The organism is Pseudomonas sp. 3A(2025), from assembly GCF_054589175.1.
This window is the reverse complement of the sequence record NZ_BAAILM010000034.1, coordinates 130,642-156,181: the sequence shown is the minus strand read 5'-3', so window position 1 is coordinate 156,181 and position 25,540 is coordinate 130,642. Positions and strand designations below refer to the sequence as shown.

Annotated in this window: 24 protein-coding genes and 1 pseudogene; 19 read left to right on the top strand and 6 right to left on the bottom strand. The window is 58.6% G+C overall.

The genetic code is table 11. The features are described from left to right. Positions 1-19: 19 nt before the first annotated feature. On the bottom strand, positions 20-1,123 hold the full coding sequence (gene dnaN / locus ACYP2A_RS14640; RefSeq protein WP_459745959.1) for a DNA polymerase III subunit beta: 1,104 nt from the start codon (positions 1,121-1,123) through the stop codon (positions 20-22). A gap of 38 nt (positions 1,124-1,161) precedes the next feature. After that, positions 1,162-2,706, bottom strand: coding sequence for a chromosomal replication initiator protein DnaA (gene dnaA, locus ACYP2A_RS14635; protein WP_459745957.1), 1,545 nt, complete (start codon positions 2,704-2,706; stop codon positions 1,162-1,164). A 586-nt stretch (positions 2,707-3,292) separates the two neighbouring features. Between dnaA and rpmH the strand changes: the two genes are divergently transcribed. From rpmH to mnmE, 5 genes are all read left to right on the top strand, one after another. After that, the gene (gene rpmH / locus ACYP2A_RS14630) at positions 3,293-3,427 is read left to right on the top strand and encodes a 50S ribosomal protein L34 (protein WP_002551315.1); all 135 of its coding nucleotides are present in this window, start codon (positions 3,293-3,295) and stop codon (positions 3,425-3,427) included. A 16-nt stretch (positions 3,428-3,443) separates the two neighbouring features. Further along, complete coding sequence (gene rnpA, locus ACYP2A_RS14625) at positions 3,444-3,854, top strand: ribonuclease P protein component (protein ID WP_459745955.1); 411 nt, start codon at positions 3,444-3,446, stop codon at positions 3,852-3,854. Then, positions 3,847-4,092, top strand: a complete 246-nt coding sequence (yidD, locus tag ACYP2A_RS14620; RefSeq protein WP_459745954.1) for a membrane protein insertion efficiency factor YidD — start codon at positions 3,847-3,849, stop codon at positions 4,090-4,092. Before rnpA ends, yidD begins: the two co-directional genes overlap by 8 nt. Positions 4,093-4,094: 2 nt before the next feature. Next, positions 4,095-5,771 (top strand): membrane protein insertase YidC, encoded by a 1,677-nt coding sequence (gene yidC, locus ACYP2A_RS14615; protein ID WP_459745953.1) that lies wholly within the window; start codon positions 4,095-4,097, stop codon positions 5,769-5,771. A 76-nt stretch (positions 5,772-5,847) separates the two neighbouring features. Then, complete coding sequence (gene mnmE / locus ACYP2A_RS14610; RefSeq protein WP_459745951.1) at positions 5,848-7,218, top strand: tRNA uridine-5-carboxymethylaminomethyl(34) synthesis GTPase MnmE; 1,371 nt, start codon at positions 5,848-5,850, stop codon at positions 7,216-7,218. A 293-nt stretch (positions 7,219-7,511) separates the two neighbouring features. Here mnmE and ACYP2A_RS14605 read toward each other — a convergent pair whose 3' ends face one another. The 4 genes from ACYP2A_RS14605 to ACYP2A_RS14590 all read right to left on the bottom strand — a co-directional run bounded on the left by ACYP2A_RS14605 (position 7,512) and on the right by ACYP2A_RS14590 (position 12,244). Beyond that, complete coding sequence (locus ACYP2A_RS14605; RefSeq protein WP_459745950.1) at positions 7,512-8,144, bottom strand: RBBP9/YdeN family alpha/beta hydrolase; 633 nt, start codon at positions 8,142-8,144, stop codon at positions 7,512-7,514. Between the two features lie 107 nt (positions 8,145-8,251). Then, complete coding sequence (locus ACYP2A_RS14600; protein ID WP_459745948.1) at positions 8,252-10,693, bottom strand: TonB-dependent siderophore receptor; 2,442 nt, start codon at positions 10,691-10,693, stop codon at positions 8,252-8,254. Positions 10,694-10,799: 106 nt separating this feature from the next. Then, positions 10,800-11,738 (bottom strand): FecR domain-containing protein, encoded by a 939-nt coding sequence (locus ACYP2A_RS14595; RefSeq protein WP_459745946.1) that lies wholly within the window; start codon positions 11,736-11,738, stop codon positions 10,800-10,802. Next, a complete protein-coding gene (locus ACYP2A_RS14590; protein WP_459745944.1) occupies positions 11,738-12,244 on the bottom strand; it encodes a sigma-70 family RNA polymerase sigma factor in 507 nt (168 codons plus the stop codon). The genes ACYP2A_RS14595 and ACYP2A_RS14590 overlap by 1 nt, the downstream gene beginning before the upstream one ends. A 596-nt stretch (positions 12,245-12,840) precedes the next feature. On the opposite strand from ACYP2A_RS14590, the gene mnmG reads away from it, so the two are divergent. From mnmG to glmU, 14 genes and pseudogenes are all read left to right on the top strand, one after another. Further along, a complete protein-coding gene (mnmG, locus tag ACYP2A_RS14585; RefSeq protein WP_459745941.1) occupies positions 12,841-14,733 on the top strand; it encodes a tRNA uridine-5-carboxymethylaminomethyl(34) synthesis enzyme MnmG in 1,893 nt (630 codons plus the stop codon). Next, positions 14,730-15,404, top strand: coding sequence for a 16S rRNA (guanine(527)-N(7))-methyltransferase RsmG (rsmG, locus tag ACYP2A_RS14580; RefSeq protein ID WP_459745940.1), 675 nt, complete (start codon positions 14,730-14,732; stop codon positions 15,402-15,404). Before mnmG ends, rsmG begins: the two co-directional genes overlap by 4 nt. A gap of 18 nt (positions 15,405-15,422) precedes the next feature. Further along, a complete protein-coding gene (locus ACYP2A_RS14575; RefSeq protein WP_459745938.1) occupies positions 15,423-16,214 on the top strand; it encodes a ParA family protein in 792 nt (263 codons plus the stop codon). A gap of 7 nt (positions 16,215-16,221) precedes the next feature. Then, positions 16,222-17,106, top strand: coding sequence for a ParB/RepB/Spo0J family partition protein (locus ACYP2A_RS14570; RefSeq protein WP_459745937.1), 885 nt, complete (start codon positions 16,222-16,224; stop codon positions 17,104-17,106). Between the two features lie 146 nt (positions 17,107-17,252). Then, on the top strand, positions 17,253-17,669 hold the full coding sequence (locus ACYP2A_RS14565) for a F0F1 ATP synthase subunit I (RefSeq protein WP_459745935.1): 417 nt from the start codon (positions 17,253-17,255) through the stop codon (positions 17,667-17,669). 7 nt (positions 17,670-17,676) lie between these two features. Then, positions 17,677-18,546, top strand: coding sequence for a F0F1 ATP synthase subunit A (gene atpB, locus ACYP2A_RS14560; RefSeq protein WP_459745933.1), 870 nt, complete (start codon positions 17,677-17,679; stop codon positions 18,544-18,546). A gap of 134 nt (positions 18,547-18,680) precedes the next feature. Then, positions 18,681-18,938, top strand: a complete 258-nt coding sequence (gene atpE / locus ACYP2A_RS14555; protein ID WP_002555987.1) for a F0F1 ATP synthase subunit C — start codon at positions 18,681-18,683, stop codon at positions 18,936-18,938. Positions 18,939-18,996: 58 nt separating this feature from the next. Beyond that, a complete protein-coding gene (locus ACYP2A_RS14550) occupies positions 18,997-19,467 on the top strand; it encodes a F0F1 ATP synthase subunit B (protein ID WP_459745929.1) in 471 nt (156 codons plus the stop codon). Positions 19,468-19,479: 12 nt separating this feature from the next. Beyond that, positions 19,480-20,016 carry a F0F1 ATP synthase subunit delta gene (locus ACYP2A_RS14545; protein ID WP_459745926.1) on the top strand — a complete coding sequence of 179 codons (537 nt, stop codon included), beginning with the start codon at positions 19,480-19,482 and terminating at the stop codon, positions 20,014-20,016. A gap of 21 nt (positions 20,017-20,037) precedes the next feature. Then, entirely contained in the window at positions 20,038-21,582 is a 1,545-nt protein-coding gene (atpA, locus tag ACYP2A_RS14540; protein WP_459745924.1) for a F0F1 ATP synthase subunit alpha, read from the top strand. Between the two features lie 49 nt (positions 21,583-21,631). Continuing rightward, complete coding sequence (atpG, locus tag ACYP2A_RS14535) at positions 21,632-22,492, top strand: F0F1 ATP synthase subunit gamma (protein WP_459745921.1); 861 nt, start codon at positions 21,632-21,634, stop codon at positions 22,490-22,492. Between the two features lie 27 nt (positions 22,493-22,519). Beyond that, a complete protein-coding gene (gene atpD / locus ACYP2A_RS14530; RefSeq protein WP_056840950.1) occupies positions 22,520-23,896 on the top strand; it encodes a F0F1 ATP synthase subunit beta in 1,377 nt (458 codons plus the stop codon). A gap of 44 nt (positions 23,897-23,940) precedes the next feature. After that, the gene (locus ACYP2A_RS14525; RefSeq protein ID WP_122471272.1) at positions 23,941-24,366 is read left to right on the top strand and encodes a F0F1 ATP synthase subunit epsilon; all 426 of its coding nucleotides are present in this window, start codon (positions 23,941-23,943) and stop codon (positions 24,364-24,366) included. Positions 24,367-24,446: 80 nt separating this feature from the next. Then, a pseudogene (glmU, locus tag ACYP2A_RS14520) lies at positions 24,447-25,540 on the top strand (bifunctional UDP-N-acetylglucosamine diphosphorylase/glucosamine-1-phosphate N-acetyltransferase GlmU); the annotation flags it as partial.

The following is a 25,540-nucleotide window of genomic DNA, read 5'->3' as shown; positions in this document are numbered from 1 at the left end:
TGCGCTATGCATCAGAGGATCACAGACGCATCGGCATGACGACATAGGCCGAGTCGTCGTTATCGGACTCTTGCACCAGTGCGCTGCTGTTGGAGTCGGACAGGATCAGACGCACCTGCTCGGTGGTCATCACGCCCAGTACGTCGAGCAGGTAGCTGACGTTAAAGCCGATTTCCAGCGAGTCGCCGTTGTACTCGACGCCGATTTCTTCTTCAGCTTCTTCCTGTTCCGGGTTGTTGGCCTGAATCTTCAACTGACCGCTGGCCAGTTGCAGACGAATACCACGGTACTTCTCGTTGGACAGGATCGCGGTACGGCTGAACGCTTCGCGCAGCGCCTGGCGATCACCGAGTACCAGCTTGTCGCCGCCCTTGGGCAGTACGCGCTCGTAGTCGGGGAACTTGCCGTCGACCAGTTTGGAAGTGAAGGTGAATTCACCCGTGGTAGCACGAATGTGATGCTGGCCCAGCACGATGCTGACGATGCCGTCCTGTTCGGTGAGCAGACGCGCCATCTCCAGAATGCCCTTACGCGGCACGATGACCTGGTGACGATCGGCCTGGCCGATTTCAGCGGCCATCGAGCACATGGCCAGACGGTGACCGTCGGTGGCGACCGCACGCAGAACGCCGCTGTTCACTTCAAGCAGCATGCCGTTGAGGTAGTAGCGCACGTCCTGCTGGGCCATGGCGAAGCTGGTGCGTTCGATCAGGCGACGCAGTTTGCTTTGCACCAGATCGAAGGTCAGCGAGCCCGGACCTTCTTCGACGGTCGGGAAATCGTTGGCTGGCAAGGTGGACAGCGTAAAACGGCTGCGACCGGCCTTGACCAGCAACTTGGACTCTTCGAGTTTGATGTCGATCAGTGCGTCGTTGGGCAGGCTTTTGCAGATATCCATCAGCTTGCGCGCCGGCACGGTGATTTCACCGGGTTCGGCAGGCTCTTCCAGTTGGACGCGGCCAACCAGTTCCACTTCAAGATCGGTACCGGTCAGCGACAGTTGCTGGCCCTGAACGACCAGCAACACGTTGGAAAGCACCGGCAAGGTCTGGCGGCGTTCAACTACGCCGGCGACCAATTGCAGGGGTTTCAACAGGGCTTCGCGTTGAATGGTGAAATGCATGGTCTAGTCCCTTGCCTCTATAAACTGCTCTGGCGTCATCATGTGGTCAATGTACGCAGCAGGTTCTTGTAGTCCTCGCGGATGTCCGCATCGGACTCCTTGAGTTCGTTGATCTTGCGGCAGGCGTGCAACACCGTGGTGTGGTCACGCCCGCCGAATACGTCGCCGATCTCCGGCAGGCTGTGGTTGGTCAGCTCTTTGGACAGTGCCATGGCCACCTGACGCGGCCGGGCAACCGAACGCGAGCGACGCTTGGACAACAGATCGGAGATCTTGATCTTGTAGTACTCGGCCACTGTGCGCTGAATGTTATCCACACTCACCAGTTTGTCTTGCAGGGCCAGCAGGTCCTTGAGCGATTCGCGGATCAGCTCGATGGTGATGTCGCGGCCCATGAAGTGCGAGTGAGCGATGACACGCTTGAGTGCGCCTTCGAGTTCACGGACGTTGGAGCGAATACGCTGGGCGATGAAGAACGCCGCGTCGTGCGGCAGCTCGACTTTTGCCTGATCGGCTTTTTTCATCAGAATCGCGACTCGTGTTTCAAGCTCCGGTGGCTCGACCGCAACGGTCAGGCCCCAGCCGAAACGCGACTTGAGCCGTTCTTCCAGGCCTTCGATTTCCTTGGGGTAGCGGTCACTGGTCAGAATGACCTGCTGCCCGCCTTCAAGCAGAGCGTTGAAGGTGTGGAAAAACTCTTCCTGGGAACGCTCTTTACGGGCGAAGAACTGGATGTCGTCGATCAGCAACGCATCGACCGAACGATAGAAGCGTTTGAATTCGTTGATCGCATTGAGCTGCAGCGCCTTGACCATGTCAGCCACGAAACGCTCCGAGTGCAGGTACACGACCTTGGCATTCGGGTTCTTCTTGAGCAGGTGGTTACCCACCGCGTGCATCAAGTGCGTTTTACCCAGGCCGACACCGCCATAAAGGAACAGCGGGTTATAGCCGTGCTTGGGGTTGTCGGCGACCTGCCAGGCGGCGGCGCGCGCCAGTTGGTTCGACTTGCCCTCGACGAAGTTCTCGAAGGTGAAGGTACGGTTCAGGTAGCTGGTGTGCTTGAGCGCACCCTCAACCTGCACGGTACGCCCTTCGGCACGCACGGGCGCCTGCTGGCTGGCAGCACCGGCCAGTGGATCGAAGCTGTCGCGCGATGGCTCGTCGCTTTCAGTGTGGCGCACCGGCGCCGGTGCCGGCGTGGTGATGATCGCAGGCGCAGCATTGTGCACAGGTGCCGGACTGGCAGGCGAGTCACCGGCCGTGCCCTGGGCCTGCTGCGATGCCGCCGCTGCGGCTGCCAGTGGCGCATTGGGTGCCGCACGCGGCGCCGAGCTGCGTTTGCTGCCTATTAATAAGGAAAGCGCAGGCGCCATGCCCTGACCGTGCTCGCCAAGAAGCTCGAGCAGCCGACCCAGGTACTTTTCGTTAACCCAGTCGAGTACGAAACGGTTCGGTGCATAGACACGCAACTCGTCGCCTTCGGCTTCGACCTGTAGCGGACGGATCCAGGTGTTGAATTGCTGGGCCGGCAGCTCATCGCGCAAAAGCTCCACGCACTGCTGCCAAAGTTCCACTGACACGGATATCCCCTGAGTTGAAAGCCGCTAAGGCAAAAACAACGGCCATTGTATCGATCAGCGGCCGACTTATCCACATGTAGGTGCCCGACGACGCATTTGATCGACGAATTTTCCACCGCACCCCAGACAAAAAAGCGCCGCCTAAGCTCTGTGGATAACCTGCCTTCAGGTCCTTGCATAAGTAGGGGTTGAAGTCTGTGCATAACTGCCCTGTGGATAAAAACCACTTTCATACACAGCTTATCCGAAGGCGCAGCACAGCCAGAGCACCGCTTCTCGACAGACTTTCAATTCGCTGTACATCTTGAAATCAAAGGGCTGTAGAAGGTTATCCACAGATAGTCGCCTGTACAAGAGTAATAGCTTCTTCAAAAAAGCTTTATAAAAGGTCTTCTTGTTTCTATAGCTACGCCTGTTTTACAGATCGGGGCTGAAGCAGGACAGGACAGTCGCTGCATCTTTATAGAGAAGTGATTGAAGTAAACGCTGGTTGGAAATTGACCTATCGACTTGCTTTCTCTAGAATCGCCGGTCTCTTAAAACGGGGGCCATTCCGGCCCGTTGTCGACGAACCAGGTAACACGCCATGAAACGTACTTTCCAACCCAGCACTATCAAGCGCGCTCGCACTCACGGTTTCCGTGCCCGTATGGCCACCAAGAACGGCCGTGCCGTTCTGTCGCGTCGCCGCGCCAAAGGCCGTAAGCGTCTGGCCGTCTGATTTTTCGGTACAGGTGGTGAGTCAGGACTACGGTCGGGAAAAGCGTCTGCTGACCCCCCGGCATTTCAAGGCAGTCTTTGACTCCCCCACCGGCAAGGTTCCGGGAAAAAATCTCCTGATCCTTGCACGCGACAACGACCTTGAGCATCCCCGTCTGGGGCTTGTGATCGGTAAGAAGAGCGTCAAGCTCTCCGTTGAGCGCAATCGCCTGAAACGCCTGATCCGCGAATCGTTTCGACTGCACCAGGACAACCTGGTCGGCTGGGACATCGTGATCGTCGCGCGCAAAGGGCTGGGTGACCTGGGTAATCCCGAGTTGATCCAGCATTTCAGCAAGCTCTGGAAGCGTCTGGCACGCAGCCGGCCTGCTGTTCCAGCAGTTCCGGAACAACCTGAACCTGCAGGGGTGGACAATCCAGATGCGTAAACTGGCACTCGTTCCGATCCAGTTTTATCGCTATGCCATCAGCCCATTGATGGCAAGTCATTGCCGTTTTTACCCCACTTGCTCCTGCTACGCCTTGGAAGCCATCGAACATCATGGCCTTCTGCGCGGCGGCTGGCTGACCATCAGACGATTAGGTCGCTGTCATCCGTGGAATCCCGGTGGCTATGATCCGGTTCCACCCGTTCCTACCTCCCGCTCTTCTTCGATGGCCGAGTAATCATGGATATTAAACGCACGATCCTGATCGGCGCCCTGGCAATCGTGACCTATGTCGGCGTTCTGAAATGGAACGAAGACTACGGCCAGGCTGCCTTGCCGACCCCGACTGTTGCTGCTACCACTACCAATGCCGATGTACCTGCTGCTGCCAACGACGGTACAGCAAGTGCCGATGTACCAACGGCTCCGGGAGCGACTGTCGCCCCTGTCGAAACCCCCGTTGCAGTCAGCAAGGATCTGATCAAAATCAGCACTGATGTGCTCGATCTGGCCATCGATCCGGTCGGTGGTGACGTCGTCCAGCTGCGTTTGCCGCTGTACCCACGTCGTCAAGACCGCCCCGAGATTCCATTTCAGCTGTTCGATAACGGCGGCGAACGCACTTTTCTGGCCCAGAGTGGCCTGACCGGCACCAACGGTCCGGACGCGCGTGCTACCGGTCGTCCGGTTTATGCGTCGACACAGAAAAGTTATCAACTGGCTGACGGCCAGGATCAACTGGTCGTCGACCTGAAATTCTCGGAAAACGGCGTCAACTACACCAAGCGCTTCACACTGAACCGCGGCCTGTACGATCTGAAAGTTACCTACCTTGTGGATAACCAGAGCGCGCAGCCTTGGTCGGGTAACCTGTTTGGCCAGTTGAAGCGTGATGCCAGCTCCGATCCGTCGTCGACGACGGCCACCGGTACCGCCACCTATCTGGGCGCTGCCCTGTGGACACCTTCGGAGCCGTACAAGAAAGTGTCGATGAAAGACATCGACAAGGGTCAAGTGCGTGAAACCGTGCAGGGTGGCTGGGTTGCCTGGCTGCAGCACTATTTCGTGACCGCCTGGATCCCGGAGCACAATGTCAGCAATGCCATGCAGACCCGCAAGGACACGCAAGGCAACTACATTATCGGCTTCACCAGTCCATCTCTGACCGTTGCACCGGGCGCCCAGGGCGAAACCGGCGCTACGCTGTATGCCGGTCCGAAAAGCCAGGCGGTACTCAAAGAGTTATCCCCAGGCCTGGAACTGACCGTCGACTACGGCATTCTGTGGTTCATTGCCCAGCCGATCTTCTGGCTGCTGCAACATATCCACGCCGTGCTCGGTAACTGGGGCTGGTCGATCATCGTGTTGACCATGCTCATCAAGGGCCTGTTCTTCCCGCTGTCGGCGGCCAGCTACAAATCCATGGCGCGCATGCGCACCGTGGCGCCGAAACTGACCGCGCTGAAAGAGCAGTTCGGCGACGATCGCCAGAAGATGTCCCAGGCGATGATGGAACTGTACAAGAAAGAGAAGATCAACCCGCTGGGTGGATGCTTGCCGATTCTCGTGCAGATGCCGGTGTTCCTGGCGCTCTACTGGGTACTGCTGGAAAGCGTTGAAATGCGCCAGGCCCCGTGGATCCTGTGGATAACCGACCTGTCGATCAAGGACCCGTTCTTCATCCTGCCGATCATCATGGGCGCGACCATGTTCATCCAGCAGCGTCTGAACCCGACACCGCCGGACCCGATGCAGGCCAAGGTAATGAAAATGATGCCAATCATCTTCACCTTCTTCTTCCTGTGGTTCCCGGCCGGTCTGGTTCTGTACTGGGTTGTGAACAACACCCTGTCGATCCTGCAGCAGGCTTACATCACACGTAAGATCGAAGCGGCTTCCAAGAAAGCAACTGTCTGATCTAACCTGTGAACATGTTGTACAAGACGCCCCCTCGTGGGGCGTTTTGCTATCTGTCAGTTTTTCAGGAGTCGCCATGAACGCCCCTCGTGAGACCATCGCCGCCATCGCCACTGCTCAGGGACGTGGAGGCGTCGGTATCGTGCGTCTCTCCGGCCCGCTGGCGGCCAAGGCTGCCAACGCCATCACCGGCCGTGACCTCAAACCGCGCTATGCCCATTACGGTCCGTTCGAAGATGGCCAGGGGCAGGTGCTGGATGAAGGCATTGCCTTGTACTTTCCCGGTCCCAACTCGTTTACCGGCGAAGACGTGCTGGAGTTGCAGGGCCACGGTGGCCCGGTGGTCCTGGACATGCTCTTGCAGCGCTGCCTGCAACTGGGCTGCCGCCTGGCACGCCCGGGGGAATTCAGCGAGCGGGCGTTTCTCAACGACAAGCTCGACCTGGCCCAGGCCGAAGCCATCGCCGACCTTATCGAGGCCAGCTCGGCACAAGCCGCACGCAATGCGTTGCGCTCGTTGCAAGGAGCATTTTCGCAGCGTGTGGATAAACTCACCGAATTGCTGATCGGCCTGCGCATGTATGTCGAGGCGGCCATCGACTTTCCCGAGGAAGAAATCGACTTTCTTGCCGACGGCGTGGTGCTGGGCAAACTCGATAACGTGCGCGACATGTTATCCACCGTGCAGCACGAGGCAGGACAAGGTGCCTTGCTGCGCGATGGCATGAACGTGGTGATCGCCGGTCGCCCGAACGCAGGCAAATCCAGCTTGCTCAATGCCCTGGCAGGACGCGAAGCGGCCATCGTCACCGACATCGCCGGCACCACCCGGGACGTGCTGCGCGAACATATCCACATCGATGGCATGCCGCTGCACGTGGTCGATACCGCAGGCTTGCGTGATACCGAGGACCAGGTCGAGATGATCGGCGTGCAGCGCGCTCTCAAGGCCATTGGTGAGGCCGACCGTATCTTGCTGGTGGTGGATGCTACCGCCCCGGAAGCCACCGATCCGTTCGCCCTGTGGCCGGAATTTCTGGAACAACGCCCGGACCCGGCCAAAGTTACCCTGATTCGCAACAAAGCCGACCTGAGCGGCGATGTCGTGGGGCTGGAAACCAGCGGCGATGGCCATGTCACCATCAGCCTCAGCGCCAAGGCGGCCGGTGAAGGCCTTGATCTGCTGCGTGAACACCTCAAGGCCTGCATGGGTTATCAACAGACCTCTGAAAGCAGCTTCAGCGCCCGTCGTCGTCACCTCGATGCCCTGCACCGCGCCAGCAGCTTCCTGGAACACGGCCACGCGCAACTGACCCTGGCGGGCGCCGGCGAATTGCTGGCCGAAGATTTACGACTGGCGCAGCAAGCCCTGGGCGAGATCACCGGGGCATTCAGCTCCGATGATCTGCTGGGCAGGATTTTTTCCAGTTTTTGTATTGGTAAATGATCGCTGCATAAACTATCCACAGGGTCAACCAAGGACCGGAAGGATTAGTTAGTCACAAGACTCATTGCTGCAAAACAGAATGACTCTGTGAGTAGGATCGGGGCTGATCGGCGCCCCGATTGCTCGTGGTGGATCGGTTAAAAATTTCGCAAAAAGGCAGGGGACAATGGACTTTGCACCAGCATTGCTGATGTTCGAGGCTTTTCTGTTCCTTTAAAATTCTATATGAATCAAATAGTTAAATTTCTTTGACGGTATTTAATACCGAGCGCGTCAAGTTACCCACACCCCTGTTATTGCGGCGTGGACATCTCCCGTTTCAGCTCTTCCAGCACCTGTGGAAATCTTTTGAAACCATCGTCTGCAAGAAAATGCCCGCCTTGTGGCAGTGAGACAAACCGTGCGTCCAGCCTTTTCGCCAAACGCTGGCTGACCGCATGCGGCACCACCACATCATTCCGGGCCGCAATGACAACGCGATTGTGGGTAAGTCCAGTCAGCTTGCGATAATCCAGATCAGGCTGGATAAAACTGTCGATCTGCGGAATGTTCGACAGTTTTTCATTGAACCCCGAGACCAGCACATACCCACCGATTGTGGATAAGTCTTTGCGCTCACTGAGGTATTGCAACAACGCGATGCTGCCCAGGCTGTGGGTCACAAACCATGAGTGGCTATCGGGGTTCGGAATCTGTTGTCGCAATGCCTGTTGCCAGGCTTCGCGCTGCGGGGCACTGGAGGACGGCAGCTCGACGACAGTGACGCTGGCGCCGGCCTTTTCCATTTGCTGCTTCAGCCATGGAAACCAGTGGCTGTCGGGAGCTGCGCCATACCCGTGGACGATGTACACGTGATCGGCCGCATACGTGAGGCCTGTCAGGCCCATGAGCAGGGCCGCAAGCGCACTTTTGAGGCGCAGGTGCAATCGGTGTCTGTGGATAAACATGACCGTCTCCTCGGACAGATAAGGGGACGGTCACCATAAACACCTGCTGCCTGTTCAGCCAATACCTGAACACCTTATCCACAGTTCTACCAGTTGTATGAAACCGTCCCCAGCAACGTACGGCTGTCGCCCCAATAGCAACGGCCGGCATCGTTGCAGCCCGATACATATTCCTTGTCGAACAGGTTGCGCGCGTTCAGGTCCACCGACCAGTGCCGGTCGATCTGGTAGCCGATGGCCGCATCCACCAACGTCACGTCGCCCGAATCGAGGCGGCCATAGAGGCTGGGCTGTGTATAAGCGAAGGTGCTGTCGAAGTAGCGCACGCCACCTGCGACCGACAGACCGCTCAATGGGCCGTCCAGGAAGCGGTATTTTGTCCACAGCGAAGCCTGGTTACGCGGTACGCCGGTAACCTGGTGGTCTTCGATCAACGAGCCTGGCGCATCCTTGGTGACCCGCGCATCGGTGTAGGTGTAGGCGGCCGTCAGGTTCAGGTTACGGGTGATGTCGCTGTTGATTTCCAGCTCGACGCCCTTGGAGCGACTTTCGCCGATTTGGCGGTAGGTCGAAGTGGTGGCGTCCAGATAAGTGTCGTCTTCCTTGCGCAGGTCAAACACGGATGCGGTGATCGCAGTGTTCCAGCCGGCCGGCTCGTATTTAACGCCCACTTCGATCTGCGAGCTGGTGATCGGGTCCAGTGGCGCGCCGCCATTGGAGATCTGCTGCACCGGCACAAAGGCGGTGGAATAGCTGGCGTAAGGCGTCAGGCCGTTGTCGAAGCGGTACATCAGGCCGGTCTGCCAGGTGAACTTGCTGTCGTTGCCACTGATGTCGCCGGCGGGCGCCAGCTTGTTGCGAAAATCGCTGTCGACCCAATCCTGGCGACCGCCCAACAGGAAGATCCAGTTGTTCCAGGTGCTTTGCCATTGCCCGTACAGACCCTGCATCTGCTGGGTGAGCAAGGTGTTCTGCACGGCAATAGAGGTAACCGGGTCACGGGCATACACCGGGTTGAAGATGTTGATCTGCCCGGCAAAGCCTGCGTCCCAATCCTGGCTGAACGAGGTGCGGTCATAGCTGGCGCCGATCAGTACGGTGTTATCCACAGCGCCTGCGCTGAATTTGCCTTCGAGCTGGTTATCCAGCGAATACACCATCGATTTATTGAAGCGATCGTAAGCGGTGACATTCAGTTGAGTACCGAAGCCTGCGTTGTTCAGGCTACCCGGCCAGGTTTCATGACGGCTGACGCGCGATTGCTGGTAGCGCGAGTTCTGCCGGAACTGCCAGTCGTCGTTCAGGCTGTGGATAAATTCATAGCCCAGGCTCCAGGTTTCACGCTCGAAGGTGTTCCAGCCCGGCACACCGAGCATGGTGTCCTTGCCGAGCTTGCCGTTGGGGTTGTTCAGCAGGGTGCCGGCGGCCGGCAGGCCCAGCTCCATGTTGGTGTGGTCTTTCTGGTAATGACTGAGCAGAGTCAGTTGTGTGGCGTCATTAAGGTTGAGGGTCAGGGACGGTGCGATGTACAGCCGATCGTCGGGCACATGGTCGGTCTGGGTGTCGGCATTGCGACCCAGCATCACCACACGGCCCTGAACATTGCCGCTTTCGTTCAGGGGGCCGGAGATATCCACAGCCAGTTGCCGACGATTGTTTGAGCCGTAGCTGAGCTGTACTTCACCTTGCGGCGTGGCGGTGGGGCGTTTGCTGACCAGATTCACCAGGCCGCCCGGGGCGTTCTCGCCATACAGAATCGATGACGGTCCCCGGAAGATTTCCACACGCTCCAGGCCATAGGTGTCGGTGGTGGTGTCGTAGCGGTTGCCTTGCACGCGTAAGCCATCGCGCAGCAGGCCGTAGCCGTAGTCGGTGGCGTTGAAGCCACGGATGAAGAACAGATCGCCCGCCAGGCTATCGCCGGCGGCAAAGGGCGGGGCGAAGATACCGGGGACATAGCCGAGCACTTCGGTGAGCGTCTGCGCCTTCTGGTCCTTGATGCGCTGGCCGGTCACTACCGACACCGAGCGCGGCGTCTCGCTCAAGGGTGTGCTGGTCTTGGTCGCGGCACGGCTGGCGCGGGCCTTGTAGCCGGTGTCGCTGGCGCTGTCCTGGGCGAATGAGTCGGTGCGGCTGCTGTCGATCATCGTTTCACCCAGCTCCACCGAACCGGTTGCCGGCACGGCCTGCAAAATGTAGCTGCCTGGCGCCTGAGCCACCGCCTGCAACCCCGAGCCTTGCAGCAACCGGACAAAGCCTTGCTCTACCGAATACTCACCTTGCAGTCCCGGTGTACGGCGGTTGGCGGTCTGGGCGGGGGAGAACGACAGGATGACATTGGCCTGCGCCGCAAACTGGCTCAGCGCGTTATCCACAGGGCCTGCGGCCACGGTAAAGCGCTGGGTCTGGGCTTGCGCCTGGCTGGCCAGCAGCGGGTAAATGACTGCGCCGCCGATCAACAGGCTGTAAGCGATACAGTGGCGGGCAAGGGGCTGGCGGGCATAAGGCGGAATCGAAGCAAAGCGCATGGATGAAGACCCTGATGATGGCAAAGATTCGCGTTGATCGCGATTAATGGAAGGGCCGTCTCAGGTTTGAAAAAGATCATCGCCCGGCAAAAAAATTTCGGACGCTTCAACCGGTGTGGCTGACCGATACCCAATAGCGCGTGAAATAGCGCACCTCGATGGGCAGGCTGGCCTGTAAATTGGCCAATACCGCCTCAAGGGCATCCAGACGAAACGTACCGGACACCCGCAGTGAGGCGGCACGTTCGTCACAGCGCATAACGCCTTGGCGGTAACGTGCCAGTTCAGCGACGACATCCCCAAGACGCGCATTGAGCACGATCAACTGACCATCGACCCAGGCCACTTGCGAAGCACGATAACTGTCCACAGGGCCCACCCTGCGGGTATCGAAATCTGCGCTTTCTCCTGCCTTGAGCAGCACGACTTTATCCACAGCGGTTTCGGGAAAGAGGTTCACAGCGTCCTCCAGAACCCCGACATGAGTGACATCGCTCAGCTGGCGCACACTAAAACGAATGCCCAGCGCCTGCACATGCCCTTGGCGAGTCTGAACCCGAAAAGGCCGCTGATCGCCACGCTTGCCGGTGCGTACCAGAATTTCCCCGCTGCGCAGGTGAATCAGCCGCTGTTGTGCGTCAAAACGCACATCGATAGCGGTCCCGGTGTTCAAGTCGATCTGACTGCCATCGGCCAGTTCGATCCTGCGTTGCTGACCAACGCCGGTCCGATAATCGGCCCAGTAATCCACAGAGTCACGTGCTTGCCAGCCGACGAAACCGACGGCTGGCAGCAGCAACAGCAGCTTGAGCACCTGACGGCGCTGTGCGGTGCCCGACAAGGCTTGGCGGGTCGCGAGGCCTGGCATCACGCCCAGGCTGCGCTGCACAAGCTCCATCTGGTTCCAGGCCGCCTGGTGCGCCGGATCGCTGGCCAGCCAGTGCTGCCATGCCAGGTGCTGAGCACGGCTGGCCGGCTCGGACTGAAACTGCACGTACCAGGTGGCCGCCGCCTCGAGCACCTGACGGTTAACGGGACTGGCCATTACAGCGTAGCCATCAGGACCGAGCATTCGGTCAAGGCGCGAATCATGTGTTTCTTGATGCTGCTGATCGACAACCCCAATTGATCGGCCGCCTGTTGATAAGTCAGGCCATCGATCTGCGTCAGCATAAAGATCGTGCGCGTTCGCGCACCCAGGTCAGACAGGGTTTTGTCCACAGCCAGCAGGGTTTCAATGATGACAGCCTTGTCCTCTTCACTGACCACTACCGCCTCAGGGCGCGCAGCCATGCTCTGCAGCCAGGCCTGCTCGATGGCCTGGCGCCGGTAACGGTCGATAACCAGGCCACGGGCGATGGTGGTCAGGTAATCGCGCGGTTCACGGATATCGTCGGCGTTACGCGCGGCCAGGATACGTACGAACGTGTCATGCGCCAGATCGGCCGCATCGCTGGTGTTGGAGAGCTTGCCCTTGAGCCAGCCATACAGCCACGAATGATGCTGTTCGTAGATCGACTGGACAGCTGCCGTATGGGAAGGAGAGGACATGAGAGGGGCACAGGGCGAGTGAATGATAATCGCTATTATTAATTTGCGACGCCGCCGACCACAAGCGCCTTCCATCACGACTTTTATTTGTCGTGAGCGCGATTATTTTTAAAAAAAGTTATCAACAGGACTTAAGCCCCGACGCAGAAGGGGTTTTGTGCGATTTGAAGCATGCAAATCCAGCATTTCAGACGATTGTGGATGCTTGCATAAGCCCTGTGCATAACTGCCCTTCAGCCCGGTTGATAAGCATGCCTGAAAGCTGGGCAAAACTGCCCCTGTGGACAATCGGCACTTTTATACACAGGCCAAACAGAGTTATCCATAGCCCCCAATGGCACCTGTGTACAGACTTTAAAAACTCTGTACACATTGAAAAACATGGGCTGTAGCAATCTATCCACAGAAAGGTGCCTCAGTAACATAAGCATTAAAAACAAGGTTTTAAAAGATTTCTTTCTTTCTAATTTTTTTAGACTCCGGACCTTTTTGCACGACTGGTCATTTTTTGTTCAACGGGTTTCATTCAGAGGGGTGAAGTCCCTATACTTGTCAGCTATCCCAATTTCCCATCTACAACAGGCACGAGGTGCGTGGTGGATTTCCCTTCCCGTTTTGAAGTGATCGTCATCGGTGGCGGTCATGCCGGTACCGAGGCGGCACTCGCCTCGGCACGCATGGGCGTTAAAACACTGTTGTTGACGCACAACGTCGAAACCCTTGGCCATATGAGCTGCAACCCTGCCATCGGTGGCATCGGTAAAAGCCACCTGGTCAAGGAAATCGATGCCCTCGGCGGTGCAATGGCCGTTGCCACCGACATGGCCGGTATTCAGTTCCGCGTGCTCAACAGTCGCAAGGGCCCGGCAGTTCGTGCCACTCGCGCCCAGGCCGACCGCGCCATCTACAAGGCGGTTATCCGGGAAATCCTGGAAAACCAGCCCAATCTGTGGATATTCCAGCAGTCCTGCGACGACCTGATCGTTGAGCAGGATCAGGTGCGTGGCGTCGTGACCCAGATGGGCCTGCGTTTTCTCGCCGATTCCGTGGTGCTGACCACCGGTACTTTCCTGGGCGGGCTGATTCACATCGGTCTGCAGAATCATTCCGGCGGTCGTGCCGGTGATCCGCCTTCGATTGCCCTGGCCCACCGCATGCGTGAACTGCCGCTGCGCGTCGGTCGCCTGAAAACCGGTACACCGCCACGTATCGACGGTCGGTCGGTGGATTTTTCGGTCATGACCGAACAACCGGGCGATACGCCGATTCCGGTCATGTCGTTTCTGGGCAACAAGGAACAGCACCCGCGTCAGGTCAGTTGCTGGATCACCCACACCAACACGCGCACCCACGAGATCATCGCTGCCAACCTTGATCGCTCGCCGATGTATTCCGGCGTGATCGAAGGCGTTGGCCCGCGGTATTGCCCGTCCATCGAAGACAAGATTCATCGTTTTGCCGACAAGCAGAGCCATCAGGTGTTCATCGAGCCGGAAGGCCTGACCACCCATGAGCTGTACCCCAATGGCATCTCGACATCCTTGCCGTTCGATGTGCAGTTGCAGGTCGTGCGTTCGATTCAGGGCATGGAAAATGCCCACATCGTGCGGCCCGGCTATGCAATCGAGTACGACTACTTCGATCCGCGCGACCTGAAGTACAGCCTCGAAACCAAAGTGATCGGCGGCCTGTTCTTCGCCGGGCAAATCAATGGCACCACCGGCTACGAAGAAGCGGGTGCTCAGGGTTTGCTGGCCGGAACCAACGCGGCATTGCGCGCGCAGGGCAAGGAAAGCTGGTGCCCGCGTCGCGATGAAGCGTACCTGGGCGTGCTGGTCGACGACCTGATTACCCTCGGAACGCAAGAGCCCTACCGGATGTTCACCTCCAGGGCCGAGTACCGCCTGATCCTGCGCGAAGACAATGCCGACCTGCGCCTGACCGAAAAAGGCCGCGAGCTGGGGTTGGTCGACGATGCCCGCTGGGCGGCGTTCTGCACCAAGCGCGAAAGCATCGAACTCGAAGAACAGCGCCTGAAAAGTACCTGGGTACGCCCCGGCACCGAGCGCGGCGATGCGATTGCCGAGCGTTTCGGCACGCCGTTGACCCATGAATACAACCTGCTCAACCTGTTGACCCGTCCTGAAATCGACTATGCCAGCCTGGTTGAGCTGACCGGCGAGGGCTGTAGCGATCCACAGGTCGCCGAGCAGGTCGAGATCAAGACCAAGTACGCCGGTTACATCGACCGGCAACAGGACGAAATCGCCCGGCTGCGTGCCAGCGAAGACACCCGCCTGCCGGAAGACATCGACTATTCGTCGATTTCCGGGTTGTCGAAGGAAATCCAGTCCAAGCTGGGGATAACTCGTCCCGAGACGCTGGGCCAGGCTTCGCGTATCCCCGGCGTCACGCCGGCGGCGATTTCCCTGTTACTGATTCACCTGAAAAAACGCGGCGCAGGCCGTGAGCTGGAGCAAAGCGCTTGAGTGCCATGGTGACACCGCAACACGCCGAAGAATTATCCACAGGGGCGCGTGAACTCGGCATCGAGCTCAGCGACACCCAGCACAGCCAGTTGCTGGCGTATCTGGCCCTGTTGATCAAATGGAACAAGGCTTACAACCTCACTGCTGTGCGCAACCCGGACGAAATGGTCTCCCGGCATTTGCTCGACAGCCTCAGCGTGGTGCCGTTCGTCAAAGCGTCGTCCGGTGCCGATGCCTGCATCGAAGGTGCACGCTGGCTGGATGTCGGCAGCGGCGGCGGCATGCCGGGCATTCCGCTGGCGATCCTGTTTCCACAGGCGCATATCGCGTTACTCGACAGCAATGGCAAGAAGAGCCGCTTCCAGACCCAGGTCAAACTGGAGCTGAAACTCGACAACCTCGAAGTTATCCACAGTCGCGCCGAGACGTACCAGCCAGGCCTGCCATACACCGGAATTATTTCCCGGGCGTTCAGCAGCCTGGAGGATTTCGCCGGCTGGACTCGCCACATGGGTGACACCGAAACACGCTGGCTGGCAATGAAAGGGCTGCATCCGAGCGATGAGCTGTTAGCATTGCCCACAGATTTTCGTCTCGATAGCGCTCAGGCCTTGGCCGTTCCAGGTTGCCAAGGCCAACGCCATCTGCTGATACTGCGCCGCACGGCATGACTGGGAACACAAGCAAGAATGGCTAAGGTATTCGCGATAGCGAACCAGAAGGGTGGAGTGGGCAAGACCACCACCTGCATCAACCTCGCCGCGTCATTGGTCGCGACCAAGCGCCGCGTGTTGTTGATCGATCTCGATCCACAAGGCAATGCCACCATGGGCAGTGGTGTGGATAAACACACCCTGGAAAACTCGATTTATGACCTGCTGATCGGCGAATGCGATCTGGCTCAGGCCATGAAGTTTTCCGAACATGGCGGTTACCAGTTGCTGCCCGCCAACCGCGACCTGACGGCCGGCGAAGTGGTCCTGCTGGAAATGCAGATGAAAGAGAGCCGCCTGCGCAATGCGCTGGCGCCGATCCGCGAAAACTACGATTTCATTCTCATCGACTGCCCGCCGTCGCTGTCGATGCTGACTCTCAATGCCCTGGTGGCCGCCGATGGGGTCATCATCCCCATGCAGTGCGAGTACTTTGCCCTCGAAGGCTTGAGCGACCTTGTGGATAACATCAAGCGCATCGGCGAGATGCTCAACCCCAATCTCAAGATCGAAGGCCTGCTGCGCACGATGTACGATCCGCGCCTGAGCCTGAGCAACGATGTCTCGGCGCAGCTCAAGGAACACTTCGGTGACCAGCTGTACGACACCGTGATACCGCGCAACGTCCGTCTGGCCGAAGCGCCGAGCTTCGGCATGCCGGTGCTCGCTTACGACAAGTCCTCACGCGGAGCACAGGCCTACCTGGCCTTTGCCGGTGAACTGGTCCGTCGTCAACGTCGCAGTGCAAAAGCTGCCAAGCCCGCCTGAGGAAACCATGGCCGTCAAGAAAAGAGGTCTCGGACGCGGGCTGGACGCACTGCTGAGCAGTCCGAGCAGCATACCGACCGTCACGTTGCTGGAAGAACAGGCCAGCAAGATCGATCAGCGCGAGCTGCAGCATGTGCCTCTGGACCTGATCCAGCGTGGCAAGTACCAGCCGCGTCGCGACATGGACCCGACTGCACTGGAAGAACTGGCGCAGTCGATCCGTACTCAGGGCGTGATGCAGCCGATCGTGATTCGTCCGATCGGCAACGACCGCTTTGAAATCATCGCCGGTGAACGCCGCTGGCGCGCGAGCCAGCAGGCCGGAGTCGAGACGATTCCGGCCATGGTTCGTGATGTGCCCGATGAAACTGCCATTGCGATGGCGCTGATCGAGAACATCCAGCGCGAAAACCTCAATTCGGTCGACGAGGCGATGGCCCTGCAGCGCTTGCAGCAGGAATTCCAGCTGACCCAGCAACAGGTGGCCGATGCGGTCGGCAAGTCGCGGGTCAGCGTGGCCAACCTGTTGCGCCTGACTACATTGCCGGAAGTCATCAAGACCATGCTGTCGCATGGTGACCTGGAAATGGGTCATGCCCGTGCGTTGCTCGGTTTGCCTGAAGATCGGCAGGTCGAAGGGGCGCGACACGTTGTCGCACGTGGTCTGACCGTACGCCAGACCGAAGCGCTGGTCAGGCAGTGGTTGACCAGTGCTCCGGAGCCTGTCGAAGCGACACGCACCGATCCCGATATAAGTCGACTCGAACAGCGTCTGGCAGAGCGTTTGGGGTCTGCAGTGCAGATCCGCCACAGTCAGAAGGGCAAGGGCCAACTGGTGATCCGGTACAACTCGCTGGACGAGCTGCAAGGTGTCCTTGCTCACATCCGCTGAAACAATTGCACTGTAACGTGTAGTCGGAAATCGGTTCCTTGGAGTTGAACGAGGGCTGAACCGCCCCTATACTCTGCGCGCATTTTGTCGGCACAAATTATGCCAAGTTAACGATGATGGCGACCGACAACCGAGGAGCTGTTGCGATGGAATCACGCAAGCCAGACCGCCTGCCTTTCCACCGCCTCGCGGTCTTCCCGGTGTTGGTGGCGCAGTTGATCGTCGTTCTGCTGGCTGCCTTGGCGCTGTGGCAGTGGAAGGGAGTCGTAGCCGGATATTCGGGGCTTTGTGGGGGCCTGATAGCTTGGCTGCCCAATGTGTATTTCGCTCACAAGGCATTCCGGTTTTCCGGTGCCCGAGCCGCCAAAGCCATCGTCCGGTCTTTTTACGCCGGCGAGGCAGGCAAACTGATTTTGACGGCGGTGCTTTTTGCATTGACGTTCGCAGGGGTGAAGCCATTGGCGCCACTGGCTGTATTTGGCGCGTTCATGTTGATCCAGGCGGTCAACTGGTTCGCTCCCCTGTTGATGAGAACAAGACTTTCCAGACCTAAGGGCGTTTGAGGCAACCATGGCAGCAGAAACCGCTTCGGGCTATATCCAGCACCACTTGCAGAACCTGACCTTCGGTCGGCTCGCTGATGGCAACTGGGGCTTTGCCCACACCGCAGCAGAAGCAAAGGAAATGGGCTTTTGGGCCTTCCACGTCGATACTCTCGGCTGGTCGGTCGCATTGGGCGCACTTTTCATTCTCATTTTCCGCATGGCAGCCAAGAAGGCCACTTCCGGCCAGCCGGGCGCCCTGCAGAACTTCGTCGAAGTGCTGGTCGAGTTCGTCGACGGCAGCGTGCGAGACAGCTTCCATGGCCGCAGCGCCGTGATCGCGCCTCTGGCCCTGACCATCTTCGCCTGGGTGTTCATGATGAACGCCATCGACCTGGTACCGGTTGACTGGATTCCGGTCCTGGCAGCCAAGATCAGCGGCAACGAGCACATCTTCTTCCGTGCCGTACCGACCACTGACCCGAACGCGACCCTGGGCATGGCCCTGTCGGTGTTCGCACTGATCATTTTCTACAGCATCAAGATCAAGGGCATCGGCGGCTTCGTCGGCGAACTGACCCTGCACCCGTTCAGCAGCAAGAACGTTTTCGTTCAGGCACTGCTGATTCCGGTGAACTTCCTGCTGGAGTTCGTGACCCTGATCGCCAAGCCAATCTCTCTGGCACTGCGTCTGTTCGGTAACATGTACGCCGGCGAACTGGTCTTCATCCTCATTGCCGTGATGTTCGGTGCTGGCCTGTTGTGGCTCAGCGGCCTGGGCATCGTCCTGCAATGGGCCTGGGCGGTGTTCCACATTCTGATCATCACCCTGCAAGCCTTTATCTTCATGATGCTGACCATCGTCTATCTGTCGATGGCTCACGAAGATAACCACTAAGATCGCCTCGCGGCGTTTCTGAACCCTCTCGCTTCGGTGGGAGGGTGCCCGCGAGGGCTGATGTACTCACGATTCTGTTTTATCGCTTCAATCTAAAAAACCTAACCAATACGACGTAAAAGTCGGGAGGAAAGATGGAAACTGTAGTTGGTCTTACCGCTATCGCTGTTGCACTGTTGATCGGCCTGGGCGCACTGGGTACTGCAATCGGCTTCGGCCTGTTGGGCGGTAAATTCCTGGAAGGCGCAGCTCGCCAGCCAGAAATGGTTCCAATGCTGCAGGTCAAAATGTTCATCGTCGCCGGCCTGCTCGACGCCGTAACCATGATCGGTGTTGGTATCGCCCTGTTCTTCACCTTCGCAAACCCCTTCGTTGGTCAACTCGCTGGCTAATCACTCGATTCTTCGAGTTGATTGAGTGGGATGGACAACGTAAGAGCGAGGTGTTGGCGTGAACATTAATGCAACCTTGATTGGCCAGAGCATTGCGTTCGCGATCTTTGTACTGTTTTGCATGAAGTATGTGTGGCCTCCGGTCATCACTGCCTTGCGCGAACGTCAGAAGAAGATTGCGGATGGATTGGACGCTGCCTCTCGAGCTGCTCGCGACCTGGAGCTGGCCCAAGAAAAGGCCGGCAACCAATTGCGCGAAGCCAAGGCTCAGGCAGCCGAGATCATTGAGCAAGCCAAGAAACGCGGTAACCAGATCGTCGACGAGGCCCGTGAACAGGCTCGCGTCGAAGCTGACCGTGTGAAGGCTCAGGCTCAGGCCGAGATCGAGCAAGAACTGAACAGTGTCAAAGACGCGCTGCGCGCCCAACTGGGTAGCCTGGCAGTCAATGGCGCCGAGAAGATCCTGGGCTCCACAATCGATCAAAACGCGCACGCAGAGCTGGTCAATAAACTGGCTGCTGAAATTTAAGCGAGGGCGATCATGGCAGAACTGACCACGTTGGCCCGACCTTACGCGAAGGCGGCCTTCGAGCACGCTCAGGCTCACCAGCAACTGGCCAATTGGTCAGCCATGCTCGGCCTGGCTGCTGCGGTGTCACAAGATGACACCATGCAGCGCCTGCTCAAGGCCCCGCGACTGACGAGCGCACAAAAGGCCGCCACTTTTATCGAAGTGTGCGGCGACAAGGTTGATGAGAAGGCACAGAATTTCATCAATGTCGTAGCCGAAAACGACCGTCTCCTGCTGTTGCCGGAGATTGCCGCCCTGTTCGACCTGTACAAGGCCGAGCAGGAAAAATCGGTAGACGTTGATGTGACCAGTGCGTTCGCATTGAACCAAGAACAGCAAGACAAACTCGCCAAGGTTCTCAGTGCACGGCTCGGCCGGGAAGTGCGCCTGCATGCTGCGGAGGATGCCAGCCTTATTGGTGGCGTCGTTATCCGCGCCGGCGACCTGGTTATCGATGGCTCAGTTCGCGGCAAACTCGCGAAGCTGGCCGAAGCATTGAAATCTTGAGTTTGAAGGGGCAGCAGAGCAATGCAGCAACTCAATCCTTCCGAAATAAGTGAAATCATCAAGGGTCGCATCGAGAAACTCGATGTAACCTCCCAAGCCCGTAACGAAGGCACTGTCGTCAGCGTGTCTGACGGTATCGTGCGGATTCACGGTCTGGCCGACGTTATGTACGGCGAAATGATCGAGTTCCCTGGCGGCGTCTATGGCATGGCCCTGAACCTGGAGCAAGACTCCGTAGGTGCAGTGGTTCTGGGTGCGTACACCACCCTGGCCGAAGGCATGAGCGCCAAGTGCACTGGCCGCATCCTGGAAGTTCCTGTTGGTAAGGAACTGCTGGGTCGCGTTGTCGACGCACTGGGTAACCCGATCGACGGCAAAGGCCCGCTGAACAACACCGAGACCGATGCGGTCGAGAAAGTTGCTCCGGGCGTGATCTGGCGTAAGTCGGTAGACCAGCCTGTACAGACTGGCTACAAGGCTGTCGATGCCATGATCCCTGTCGGCCGTGGCCAGCGCGAGCTGATCATCGGTGACCGTCAGATCGGTAAAACCGCTCTGGCGATCGACGCGATCATCAACCAGAAAGACAGCGGCATTTTCTGCGTCTACGTCGCCATTGGTCAGAAGCAATCGACCATCGCCAACGTGGTTCGCAAGCTGGAAGAAAACGGCGCACTGGCCAACACCATCATCGTCGCGGCAAGCGCATCGGAATCGGCTGCTCTGCAGTTCCTGGCTCCGTACTCTGGCTGCACCATGGGTGAATTCTTCCGCGACCGCGGTGAAGACGCGCTGATCGTTTATGACGATCTGTCCAAGCAAGCAGTGGCTTACCGCCAGATTTCCCTGCTGCTGCGCCGTCCACCAGGCCGTGAAGCCTACCCAGGTGACGTGTTCTATCTCCACTCCCGTCTGCTGGAGCGTGCATCGCGCGTTTCCGAAGAGTACGTAGAGAAGTTCACCAATGGCGCAGTGACCGGCAAAACCGGTTCCCTGACCGCTCTGCCGATCATCGAAACCCAGGCTGGCGACGTTTCCGCGTTCGTTCCGACCAACGTGATTTCCATCACCGACGGTCAGATCTTCCTGGAATCGGCCATGTTCAACTCGGGCATCCGCCCTGCAGTGAACGCCGGTGTTTCGGTATCGCGTGTCGGTGGTGCTGCCCAGACCAAGATCATCAAGAAGCTTTCCGGTGGTATCCGTACCGCTCTGGCTCAGTACCGTGAACTGGCAGCATTTGCCCAGTTCGCTTCTGACCTGGACGAAGCCACCCGCAAGCAGCTCGAGCACGGTCAGCGCGTTACCGAACTGATGAAGCAGAAGCAATACGCACCAATGTCGATCGCTGACATGGCGCTGTCGCTGTATGCCGCCGAGCGTGGGTTCCTGACCGACATCGAAATCACCAAGGTCGGCAGCTTCGAACAAGCGCTGATTGCCTACTTCCACCGCGATCACGCCGAGCTGTTGGCGAAGATCAACGTGAAGGGTGACTTCAATGACGAAATCGACGCTGGCATGAAAGCCGGTATCGAGAAGTTCAAGGCCACCCAAACCTGGTAAGCCGCAGCGGGGGTCAATAGCCCCCGCTTGCTAACCTGATAGGTGATACATGGCAGGCGCAAAAGAGATTCGCAGTAAGATTGCGAGCATCAAAAGCACGCAAAAAATTACCAGCGCCATGGAAAAAGTGGCGGTCAGCAAAATGCGCAAGGCTCAAATGCGCATGGCTGCTAGCCGTCCTTATGCGGAGCGTATCCGCCAGGTGATCGGTCATCTGGCCAACGCCAACCCGGAATACCGCCACCCGTTCATGATCGAGCGCCCTGTAAAGCGCGCCGGCTATGTGGTTGTGAGCAGTGACCGTGGTTTGTGCGGTGGCTTGAACACCAACCTGTTCAAGGCTCTGGTCAAGGACATGAACGAGACTCGCGGACAGGGGATCGAAATCGACCTGTGCGTGATCGGCAGCAAGGGCGCGGCTTTCTTCCGCAGCTTCGGCGGTAACGTCGTGGCAGCAGTCAGCCACCTGGGCGAAGCGCCATCGATCAATGATCTGATCGGCAGCGTCAAGGTCATGCTCGATGCCTACCTGGACGGTCGTATCGATCGCCTGTCGGTCGTCTCGAACAAGTTCATCAACACCATGACGCAACAGCCAACGGTAGAGCAACTGGTACCGCTGGTGGCAACCCCGGATCAAGGCCTCAAGCATCACTGGGACTACCTCTACGAACCCGATGCCAAGGAGCTGCTCGACGGCTTGATGGTTCGCTACGTGGAATCGCAGGTCTACCAGGCGGTGGTCGAGAACAATGCGGCCGAACAGGCTGCCCGGATGATCGCCATGAAAAACGCCACAGACAACGCCGGTGACCTGATCAGCGACCTCCAGCTGATCTACAACAAGGCGCGTCAGGCTGCGATCACCCAGGAGATCTCGGAAATCGTCGGCGGCGCTGCCGCGGTTTAACGGTTCAAATATTCAGAGGATCCAGCTATGAGTAGCGGACGTATCGTTCAAATCATCGGCGCCGTCATCGACGTGGAATTCCCACGTGATGCCGTGCCGAGTGTCTACAACGCGCTGAAAGTACAAGGCGCGGAAACCACTCTGGAAGTTCAGCAACAGCTGGGCGACGGCGTGGTTCGTACCATTGCGATGGGCTCCACCGAAGGTCTGAAGCGCGGTCTGGATGTTGTCGACAGTGGCGCCGCCATTGCCGTTCCAGTCGGTAAAGCGACTCTGGGCCGCATCATGGACGTCCTCGGCAACCCGATCGACGAAGCAGGTCCAATCGGTGAAGAAGAGCGTTGGGGCATTCACCGCGCCGCGCCTTCGTTCGCAGAACAAGCAGGCGGCAACGACCTGCTGGAAACCGGCATCAAGGTTATCGACCTGGTCTGCCCGTTCGCCAAAGGCGGTAAAGTCGGTCTGTTCGGTGGTGCCGGTGTCGGCAAGACCGTAAACATGATGGAACTGATCCGTAACATCGCCATCGAGCACAGCGGTTATTCCGTGTTCGCCGGTGTGGGTGAGCGTACCCGTGAGGGTAACGACTTCTACCACGAGATGAAGGACTCCAACGTTCTCGACAAGGTAGCCCTGGTCTACGGTCAGATGAACGAGCCACCGGGAAACCGTCTGCGCGTAGCGCTGACCGGTCTGACCATGGCCGAGAAGTTCCGTGACGAAGGTAACGACGTTCTGCTGTTCGTCGACAACATCTATCGTTACACCCTGGCCGGTACCGAAGTATCCGCACTGCTGGGCCGTATGCCTTCGGCAGTAGGTTACCAACCGACTCTGGCCGAAGAGATGGGCGTGCTGCAGGAGCGTATTACCTCCACCAAGCACGGCTCGATCACCTCGATCCAGGCCGTTTACGTACCTGCGGACGACTTGACCGACCCGTCGCCGGCGACCACCTTCGCCCACCTTGACGCCACCGTCGTACTGTCCCGTGACATCGCCTCCCTGGGTATCTACCCGGCGGTCGATCCACTGGACTCGACTTCGCGCCAGCTGGACCCGAACGTGATCGGCAACGAGCACTACGAAACCGCTCGCGGTGTTCAGTACGTGCTGCAGCGCTACAAAGAGCTGAAGGACATCATTGCGATTCTGGGTATGGACGAACTGTCCGAAACCGACAAGCAACTGGTATCCCGTGCTCGTAAGATCCAGCGCTTCCTGTCCCAGCCGTTCTTCGTGGCTGAAGTCTTCACCGGTTCTCCAGGCAAATACGTTTCCCTGAAAGACACCATTGCTGGCTTCAAAGGCATCCTCAACGGTGACTACGACCACCTGCCAGAACAAGCGTTCTACATGGTCGGCGGCATCGAAGAAGCGATCGAGAAAGCCAAGAAACTGTAATCCCGGCGCCCCGCAAGGGGCGCTAATCAGGTTGAGGCAAGCACATGGCTATAACAGTCCATTGCGATATCGTCAGCGCGGAAGGAGAAATCTTTTCCGGTCTGGTCGAGATGGTAGTAGCGCACGGCAACCTGGGTGATCTTGGTATCGCCCCGGGCCACGCGCCGCTGATTACCAATCTCAAGCCAGGTCCGATCACGCTGACCAAGCAGGGCGGTGACCGCGAGGTGTTCTACATCTCCGGTGGTTTCCTCGAAGTGCAGCCGAACATGGTCAAGGTGCTTGCCGATACCGTGCAACGTGCTGCCGACCTGGACGAGGCTTCCGCACAGGATTCCGTCAAGGCTGCCGAGAAGGCCCTGAACGAAAAAGGCGCTGATTTCGACTATAGCGCTGCTGCCGCACGTCTGGCCGAGGCGACAGCTCAGCTGCGCACCGTTCAGCAGATTCGCAAGAAATTCGGCGGTTAATCCCGCTGCATTCCCCGCGCGATTGAGTAAAAGGGTAGCCTCGGCTACCCTTTTTCTTTTTCTGCCGTTCTAGGTCCTTCATGTCTCTCGATATCGTCATTCTTGCAGCAGGCCAGGGTACTCGCATGCGTTCGGCCCTGCCCAAGGTGCTGCACCCGGTGGCCGGCAATTCCATGCTCGGTCACGTTATCCACAGCGCACGCCAACTGTCCCCGCAAGGCATTCACGTGGTCATCGGCCACGGTGCCGACGCCGTGCGTGAGCAACTGGCCGCCGACGACCTCAATTTCGTCCTGCAAGACAAACAACTGGGCACCGGCCATGCCGTCGCCCAAGCCCTGCCGGTGCTGACGGCCGAGACCGTACTGATTCTGTATGGCGATGTACCGCTGATCGAAGTCGAGACCCTGCAGCGCCTGCTCACGCTCGTCACTCCGGAACAACTGGGCCTGCTGACTGTGACCCTCGACGACCCGACCGGCTATGGCCGCATCGTGCGGGACGGGCAGGGCAAGGTCAGCGCCATCGTCGAACACAAGGACGCCAGCGAAGCACAGAAAGCCATCCAGGAAGGCAACACCGGCATTCTTGCCGTACCGGGCAAGCGCCTGGCCGACTGGCTGGGCCGCCTGTCCAACAACAATGCCCAGGGCGAGTACTACCTGACCGACGTGATCGCCATGGCGGTCAACGACGGCCTGGTGGTGGCCACCGAACAGCCGCATGACCCGATGGAAGTGCAGGGCGCCAACGACCGTCGGCAGTTGTCCGAGCTGGAGCGTCATTACCAGTTGCGTGCCGCCCGCCGTCTGATGGCCGCCGGCGTCACCCTGCGTGACCCTGCGCGCTTCGATGTGCGTGGCGAGGTCAGCGTCGGCCGCGATGTGCTGATCGACATCAACGTCATCCTCGAAGGCCGGGTGGTGATCGAGGACGACGTGATCATCGGTCCCAACTGCGTGATCAAGGACAGCACCCTGCGCAAGGGCGTGGTCATCAAGGCCAACAGCCACCTCGACGGTGCCGTGCTGGGCGAGGGCAGCGATGCCGGCCCGTTTGCGCGGTTGCGCCCTGGTAGCGTGCTGGGTGCCCGTGCCCATGTGGGTAACTTTGTAGAACTGAAGAACGCCCACCTGGGGGAAGAGGCCAAAGCTGGTCACCTGACCTACCTGGG

Coding starts and splice junctions, on each gene's coding strand:
- ACYP2A_RS14545 (WP_459745926.1), top strand. CDS start 19,480: ATGGCAGAACTGACCACGTTGGCCCGACCTTACGCGAAGGCGGCCTTC.
- atpD (WP_056840950.1), top strand. CDS start 22,520: ATGAGTAGCGGACGTATCGTTCAAATCATCGGCGCCGTCATCGACGTG.
- atpB (WP_459745933.1), top strand. CDS start 17,677: ATGGCAGCAGAAACCGCTTCGGGCTATATCCAGCACCACTTGCAGAAC.
- mnmE (WP_459745951.1), top strand. CDS start 5,848: ATGAACGCCCCTCGTGAGACCATCGCCGCCATCGCCACTGCTCAGGGA.
- ACYP2A_RS14525 (WP_122471272.1), top strand. CDS start 23,941: ATGGCTATAACAGTCCATTGCGATATCGTCAGCGCGGAAGGAGAAATC.
- ACYP2A_RS14570 (WP_459745937.1), top strand. CDS start 16,222: ATGGCCGTCAAGAAAAGAGGTCTCGGACGCGGGCTGGACGCACTGCTG.
- atpE (WP_002555987.1), top strand. CDS start 18,681: ATGGAAACTGTAGTTGGTCTTACCGCTATCGCTGTTGCACTGTTGATC.
- ACYP2A_RS14590 (WP_459745944.1), bottom strand. CDS start 12,244: ATGTCCTCTCCTTCCCATACGGCAGCTGTCCAGTCGATCTACGAACAG.
- ACYP2A_RS14575 (WP_459745938.1), top strand. CDS start 15,423: ATGGCTAAGGTATTCGCGATAGCGAACCAGAAGGGTGGAGTGGGCAAG.
- ACYP2A_RS14595 (WP_459745946.1), bottom strand. CDS start 11,738: ATGGCCAGTCCCGTTAACCGTCAGGTGCTCGAGGCGGCGGCCACCTGG.
- yidC (WP_459745953.1), top strand. CDS start 4,095: ATGGATATTAAACGCACGATCCTGATCGGCGCCCTGGCAATCGTGACC.
- ACYP2A_RS14600 (WP_459745948.1), bottom strand. CDS start 10,693: ATGCGCTTTGCTTCGATTCCGCCTTATGCCCGCCAGCCCCTTGCCCGC.
- atpG (WP_459745921.1), top strand. CDS start 21,632: ATGGCAGGCGCAAAAGAGATTCGCAGTAAGATTGCGAGCATCAAAAGC.
- atpA (WP_459745924.1), top strand. CDS start 20,038: ATGCAGCAACTCAATCCTTCCGAAATAAGTGAAATCATCAAGGGTCGC.
- yidD (WP_459745954.1), top strand. CDS start 3,847: ATGCGTAAACTGGCACTCGTTCCGATCCAGTTTTATCGCTATGCCATC.
- ACYP2A_RS14565 (WP_459745935.1), top strand. CDS start 17,253: ATGGAATCACGCAAGCCAGACCGCCTGCCTTTCCACCGCCTCGCGGTC.
- rpmH (WP_002551315.1), top strand. CDS start 3,293: ATGAAACGTACTTTCCAACCCAGCACTATCAAGCGCGCTCGCACTCAC.
- dnaN (WP_459745959.1), bottom strand. CDS start 1,123: ATGCATTTCACCATTCAACGCGAAGCCCTGTTGAAACCCCTGCAATTG.